This window comes from Streptomyces sp. NPDC102437 (assembly GCF_044765565.1).
Lineage (GTDB): Bacteria > Actinomycetota > Actinomycetes > Streptomycetales > Streptomycetaceae > Streptomyces.
Genome location: NZ_JBIWKI010000042.1, coordinates 40,836 through 47,557 on the forward strand (window position 1 = coordinate 40,836; position 6,722 = coordinate 47,557).

The following is a 6,722-nucleotide window of genomic DNA, read 5'->3' on the forward strand; positions in this document are numbered from 1 at the left end:
GGGGCTCACCGATGGCCATTCCCAGGCCGCAGACCAGCCAGTTCGAGGCGTTCACCACGAACCTCGCCTACGCCCGCAAGATGGTCGACGCGGGGCGGTATCTGGCTCCGTTCCAGCCGGGGACGGTCGATGTCGACGACTTCTACCGTGCCGCCTGGGTGCAGGCCGTGGCGGCCATCGACCACTGGTTCCACGAGGAGCTCTTCCGCCGCGTCGCCGAACTGGCGGCCAAGGACAGCCCCGAGATGCCGCTCCAGCTTCGCAACTACGAGATCCCTCTGCACCGGGTCGAGGCCGTGCAGCGTGGTGATGTCACGCTGGCCGAGGTGGTCGTCGAGCACGTCAAGGAGAGGTGGGGCAGCGCCTCACTCCAGAATCCGCGCGCCATCACCGATGCGCTGAGGCTCGTCACCGAGAAGAACGTCTGGCAGGGCGCAGCCGCGCAGATCAACACCTGGCAGGGCGGTCGCACCGCGTACACGGACAAGACGCTGAAGGCGCAGTTCATGAGCATCACCACCCGCCGCAACAAGATCGCGCACGACGCGGATCTTGTGGCCGGAGACCTCAAGCTACGGCGCCCCATCACCGAGCCCGATGTGACGGATGCGATCAACTGGATCGACCGCATCGCCCTGGCGATGGCGCGCGTACTCGACGAGTAGGCACCGAACGTGCCGAGGTGACGCGGCTCCGGCCAGGAGCGGCACCCGCTCAGCGCCCGACGGATTTCCCGGGCGGCGCCCCACCCCGAAGCACCGACGCTCGATCACGGCAGTGGTCGGCTGACCGTTCGGGCACGGACCGTCGCCACGGGCACCGTCACGGCCAGGTGGACTCGCCCGTCAGATGGCCACGGCCGAGACATCGGCTCCGGGCAGTGTGGCGGCGTACGCCTCGATGTCGTCGGTGTCGGAGGTCAGCACGGCGCCTGCGCCGTGGGCGGCTGCGACGAAGACGGCCAGCGCATCCACCGGGTCGGGGCGTTTCTTGGGCGGTAGCGCGGCCGTGCCGATCATGTCGCCGATCGTTTTCCAGTCCTCGATGGTCATGCCCCCCACACAGGGAAGACAACTGGGCACCTGGTCCACGGGGAAGCGGGCCCTGGTTCCTGGGTACACGACCACGTCGGCGAGGATTCGCTTCCACTCGTAGGCGGTCTTCGGGCTTGTCCGCCAGGCCTGCGAGAGGGCGGGACCAGGGACGATCGGCCGGTGTCCGCCGACTGCGACGAAACCCTTGTGCAGGACGTGTGCCCGGCGGTCCTGGCTCACCAGCGCCATCAACATCCCGGTGTCGTAGACGACTACGTTCACGCGGCGGCCTCGTCGCGGGAGGGGCGGCCGAGGATCGCGGCAACCTCCGCCCGTTCATCCCCGGTCAACTCGATCTCGTCACCGGCCCAGGTGCCGGTGCCGGCATTCTCCTCGGCCTCCGCGCGCGCCTCCTCGAACGGCCTGAAAATCCTCCGGACGCGGTCCTGTTGGTCCATCTGGGCTTGTGCGGCGATCGTGAGGAACGTGGAGACATCGAGTCCGGCGTCCGCGGCGTGCTCTCTGATCCGGTCGCGGACCTCGGACGGCATGCTGATCGAAAAGCGCTCGGTAGCCATACGGCCACGATAACACCGAGTGTTACGGGATGCCGTGGGCTCGGTGCATGTCAGCTTCCGGCGTGGCCCACCCACTGTCAGCTCCGCCCGGTACCGTCGCACCCATGTCCACCACGTCCGCCACTCACCCCAAGCCGAACATGGCCGTCCTGGAAGGCGTACTCGAACGGATCACGTACGCCAACGAGGAGAACGGATACACGGTCGCGCGCGTCGACACCGGTCGCGGTGCCAACGACCTGCTCACCGTGGTCGGTTCGCTGCTCGGCGCGCAGCCCGGCGAATCGCTGCGCATGGAAGGCCGCTGGAGCTCGCACTCGCAGTACGGCAAGCAGTTCACCGTCGAGAACTACACGACGATCCTGCCCGCCACCATCCAGGGCATCCGCCGCTATCTCGGCTCCGGGCTGATCAAGGGCATCGGCCCGGTGATGGCCGACCGGATCACCACCCACTTCGGCGTCGACACCCTCGACATCATCGAGAACGAACCGAAGCGGCTCGTCGAGGTCCCCGGCCTCGGCCCCAAGCGCACGAAGATGATCGCGGCCGCCTGGGAGGAGCAGAAGGCGATCAAGGAGGTGATGGTCTTCCTCCAGGGCGTCGGCGTCTCCACCTCCATCGCCGTCCGCATCTACAAGAAGTACGAGGACGCCTCGATCTCCGTCGTGAAGAACCAGCCCTACCGGCTGGCCGCCGACGTCTGGGGCATCGGCTTCCTCACCGCCGACAAGATCGCCCAGGCGGTCGGCATCCCGCACGACAGCCCGGAAAGGGTCAAGGCCGGCCTCCAGTACGCGCTGTCGCAGTCCACCGACCAGGGGCACTGCTTCCTCCCCGAGGAGCGGCTGATCGCGGACGGGGTGAAGCTGCTCCAGGTCGACACCGGACTGGTCATCGAGTGCCTCGCCGAACTCGCCGAGGACCCGGAGGGCGTCGTACGGGAGAAGGTGCCGTCGCCCGAGGGCGGCGAGCTCGTCACCGCCATCTACCTGGTGCCCTTCCACCGTGCCGAGGTCGCCCTCGCCGCCCAGGTGCAGCGGCTGCTGCGGACGCCCGAGGAGCGGATGCCGGCCTTCGCGGACGTGGACTGGGACAAGGCGCTGGCCTGGCTCGGTACGCGTACGGGGGCGGAGCTGGCGCCCGAGCAGGAGGCGGCGGTCCGGCTCGCGCTCAGCCGGAAGGTCGCCGTGCTGACCGGTGGGCCCGGCTGCGGGAAGTCGTTCACGGTCCGGTCGATCGTGGAGCTGGCGCGGGCCAAGAAGGCCAAGGTGGTGCTGGCCGCGCCGACCGGGCGGGCGGCCAAGCGGCTCTCCGAGCTGACCGGCGCCGAGGCGTCGACCGTCCACCGGCTGCTCGAACTGAAACCGGGCGGCGACGCCGCCTACGACCGGGACCGTCCGCTGGACGCCGATCTGGTCGTCGTCGACGAGGCGTCGATGCTGGATCTGCTGCTGGCCAACAAGTTGCTGAAAGCGGTGGCACCCGGTGCCCATCTGCTGCTCGTCGGGGACGTCGACCAGCTGCCGTCGGTCGGCGCGGGGGAGGTGCTGCGCGATCTGCTCGCCGACGGCAGTCCCGTTCCGGCGGTCCGGCTCACCACCATCTTCCGCCAGGCCCAGCAGTCCGGCGTCGTCACCAACGCCCACCGGATCAACTCCGGTGTGCCGCCCCTCACCCAGGGCCTCAAGGACTTCTTTCTCTTCGTGGAGGACGAGACGGAGGACGCCGGAGTGCTCGCGGTGGATGTCGCGGCCCGTCGCATTCCCGCCAAGTTCGGCCTGGACGCGCGGCGCGACGTGCAGGTACTCGCCCCGATGCACCGGGGCCCGGCCGGCGCCGGCACGCTCAACGGACTCCTCCAGCAGGCCATCACCCCGGGCCGCCCGAACCTCCCCGAGAAGCGGTTCGGCGGCCGGGTCTTCCGGGTCGGCGACAAGGTCACCCAGATCCGCAACAACTACGACAAGGGCGAGAACGGCGTCTTCAATGGCACGGTCGGCGTCGTCACCGCCCTCGACCTGGACGAACAGACGCTGACGGTGCTCACCGACGAGGACGAGGAGATCGGTTACGACTTCGACGAGCTCGACGAGCTGGCCCATGCGTACGCCATGACGATCCACCGCTCCCAGGGCAGCGAGTACCCGGCCGTCGTCATCCCCGTGACCAAGAGCGCCTGGATGATGCTCCAGCGGAACCTGCTGTACACCGCCGTGACCAGGGCCAAGAAGCTTGTCGTGCTGGTCGGCTCGCGGCAGGCGATCGGCCAGGCGGTCCGCACGGTTTCCGCGGGCAGACGCTGTACGGCGCTGGATTACCGGCTGTCGGGCGGCTCGGGCGGAGGATCGGCGGAAAAATGATCGATCAAATCGGTGGGAAACATCACCCAGCCCTTCCGGAACCGGAACCGAGGGGGCAGGATGAGTAAGCTCGCGGCACTCAGTGCCGCGAGTAGGTCCAATGGACGACCCCGAGTGCACTCTCCTGAGCCAAATGGGGGAGGGTGGAGACAGTCAGGGAACCTCGAAGAAGAGGCACTACGTCGGTGAGGGATGACGTGAGCGACAACTCTGTAGTACTGCGGTACGGCGACGGCGAGTACACCTACCCGGTGATCGACAGCACCGTCGGCGACAAGGGCTTCGACATCGGGAAGCTCCGGGCCAATACCGGTCTGGTGACACTGGACAGCGGATACGGCAACACCGCAGCTTATAAATCCGCCATCACTTACCTCGACGGTGAGCAGGGCATTCTCCGCTACCGCGGCTACCCCATCGAGCAGCTTGCCGAGCGCTCGACGTTCCTGGAGGTCGCGTACACGCTCATCAACGGCGAGCTTCCCAAGGTCGACGAGCTGTCGACCTTCAAGAACGAGATCACCCAGCACACGCTGCTGCACGAAGACGTCAAGCGTTTCTTCGACGGCTTCCCGCGCGACGCCCACCCGATGGCCATGCTGTCCTCGGTCGTCAGCGCGCTGTCCACGTTCTACCAGGACAGCCACAACCCGTTCGACGAGGAGCAGCGCCACCTCTCGACGATCCGGCTGCTCGCCAAGCTGCCGACGATCGCGGCGTACGCCTACAAGAAGTCGATCGGCCACCCCTTCGTCTACCCGCGCAACGACCTCGGGTACGTCGAGAACTTCCTGCGCATGACCTTCTCGGTCCCGGCCCAGGAGTACGACCTGGACCCGGTCGTCGTCTCCGCGCTCGACAAGCTGCTCATCCTGCACGCGGACCACGAGCAGAACTGTTCGACCTCCACCGTGCGCCTGGTCGGCTCCTCGCAGGCGAACATGTTCGCCTCGATCTCCGCCGGCATCTCGGCCCTCTGGGGCCCGCTGCACGGTGGCGCCAACCAGTCGGTGCTGGAGATGCTCGAAGGCATCCAGGCCAACGGCGGCGATGTCGACTCCTTCATCCGCAAGGTGAAGAACAAGGAGGACGGCGTCCGCCTGATGGGCTTCGGTCACCGGGTGTACAAGTCCTTCGACCCGCGCGCCAAGATCATCAAGGCCGCTGCCCACGACGTGCTGTCCGCGCTCGGCAAGTCCGACGAGCTGCTCGACATCGCGCTGAAGCTGGAGGAGCACGCGCTCTCCGACGAGTACTTCGTCTCGCGCAACCTCTACCCGAACGTGGACTTCTACACGGGTCTGATCTACCGGGCCATGGGCTTCCCGACCGAGATGTTCACCGTGCTCTTCGCGCTCGGCCGCCTCCCCGGCTGGATCGCCCAGTGGCACGAGATGATCAAGGAGCCGGGTTCCCGCATCGGTCGCCCGCGCCAGATCTACACCGGCGAGGTCCTGCGCGACTTCGTCCCGGTCGAGGGCCGCTGAACCTCGTAGCACCCCCCGCACGACCCCGGCCGCCGAGGCCGGTCGACTTCGCCCCGAGTACCGCGCCTTCGCACAGAGCGCGGTGTCCGGGGCGATTTGCGTGTCCGGCGGGCTGCTTCACCGCCCAGCGGCGGCAGAGAGACGGCAGAGAGAAGCGCCCCGCCATCGATCCCCCCACGGGCCGACAGCGAGGCGCTTCCCATGTCCCGGAGCGGATTCCCCCCACGGGATCCGGCCGGGCGTCTGTGGGAGCCGGAGCTCCTGCGTTCCTCGACTAGCTGCGAACTGCGCTTTTCACTTGTCCTGCTTCGTGCGATCTGCCGGGGTACGTACGCACGGGAGGGCCGCTCAAAGCTCCCCGGTGCACGTGCCCCGGCCAACGCTTGCCCGGCGCGTCCCCCAAGACGCTCCGACGGACGTCCCCCAAGACATCCTTGGCATCGCACTCTTAGACTCACGAACCCGCCGGATGGTTACCCTGAAATCCATGTGATCTGGATCTCTTTGTGGATTTTACGTGAAGGCGCGCAACCGCAGGCTGTTCGTCACGACGAAGACCGATGAGAAGGCCATCGCCGCTCCGGCAATCATAGGGTTGAGCAGGCCAAATGCCGCAAGGGGCAGGGCGGCCGCGTTATAGCCGAATGCCCAGAAGAGGTTGCCCTTGATCGTGGTCAGGGTGCGCCGGGAGAGCCGGATCGCATCGGCGGCCACCTTGAGATCTCCACGAACCAGGGTGAGATCCGCGGCCTCGATCGCGGCGTCCGTGCCGGTCCCCATCGCCAGCCCGAGGTCCGCGGTGGCGAGGGCGGCCGCGTCGTTGACCCCGTCACCGACCATGGCGACGGAGCGCCCCCGGGCCTGCAGCCGCTCGATGACGTGCACCTTTTCCTCCGGCAGCACCTCGGCGCGGACCTCGTCGATCCCGACGGCACGGGCCACGGCGTCGGCCACGGCACGGTTGTCACCGGTCAGCAGAACGGGGTGGAGGCCGAGTGCGCGGAGTTCGGCGACGGCCTGCGCGGTGGACTCCTTGATCTTGTCGGCCACCGCGAGTACGCCGCGCGCCCGCCCGTCCCAGGCGACCATGACTGCCGTACGGCCCTCGGCCGCCGCGTCCGCGACGGCGCCGGACAGCGTGCCGGGCACGTCGATGCCCGCGTCCGCGAGCAGCTGCTCGCGGCCGACGAGGACGGCGTGGCCCTCGACGACGCCCTGGACGCCGAGTCCGGCGATGTTGGCGAAGTCCTCGGGGGTGGG

General features: G+C 68.0%; 6 protein-coding genes. 3 read left to right on the forward strand and 3 right to left on the reverse strand.

What is annotated here, in order from left to right; translation table 11 throughout:
* Positions 1-11: 11 nt before the first annotated feature.
* Positions 12-665 (forward strand): hypothetical protein, encoded by a 654-nt coding sequence (locus ACIRJP_RS34560; protein WP_404183056.1) that lies wholly within the window; start codon positions 12-14, stop codon positions 663-665.
* A 180-nt stretch (positions 666-845) separates the two neighbouring features.
* On the opposite strand, the gene ACIRJP_RS34565 is transcribed toward ACIRJP_RS34560, so the two are convergent.
* Positions 846-1,316: a hypothetical protein gene (locus ACIRJP_RS34565; protein WP_404183059.1), complete on the reverse strand. Its 471-nt coding sequence runs from the start codon at positions 1,314-1,316 to the stop codon at positions 846-848.
* Positions 1,313-1,612 carry a hypothetical protein gene (locus tag ACIRJP_RS34570; RefSeq protein WP_404183062.1) on the reverse strand — a complete coding sequence of 100 codons (300 nt, stop codon included), beginning with the start codon at positions 1,610-1,612 and terminating at the stop codon, positions 1,313-1,315. Before ACIRJP_RS34570 ends, ACIRJP_RS34565 begins: the two co-directional genes overlap by 4 nt.
* A 104-nt stretch (positions 1,613-1,716) precedes the next feature.
* On the opposite strand from ACIRJP_RS34570, the gene ACIRJP_RS34575 reads away from it, so the two are divergent.
* Both ACIRJP_RS34575 and ACIRJP_RS34580 read left to right on the forward strand, forming a co-directional pair.
* Complete coding sequence (locus ACIRJP_RS34575) at positions 1,717-3,975, forward strand: ATP-dependent RecD-like DNA helicase (protein ID WP_404183065.1); 2,259 nt, start codon at positions 1,717-1,719, stop codon at positions 3,973-3,975.
* 197 nt (positions 3,976-4,172) lie between these two features.
* Entirely contained in the window at positions 4,173-5,462 is a 1,290-nt protein-coding gene (locus tag ACIRJP_RS34580) for a citrate synthase (protein ID WP_329921004.1), read from the forward strand.
* A 513-nt stretch (positions 5,463-5,975) separates the two neighbouring features.
* On the opposite strand, the gene ACIRJP_RS34585 is transcribed toward ACIRJP_RS34580, so the two are convergent.
* Positions 5,976-6,722, reverse strand: a 747-nt coding sequence (locus ACIRJP_RS34585) for a heavy metal translocating P-type ATPase (RefSeq protein ID WP_404183069.1), incomplete at its 5' end; no start/stop codon positions are given.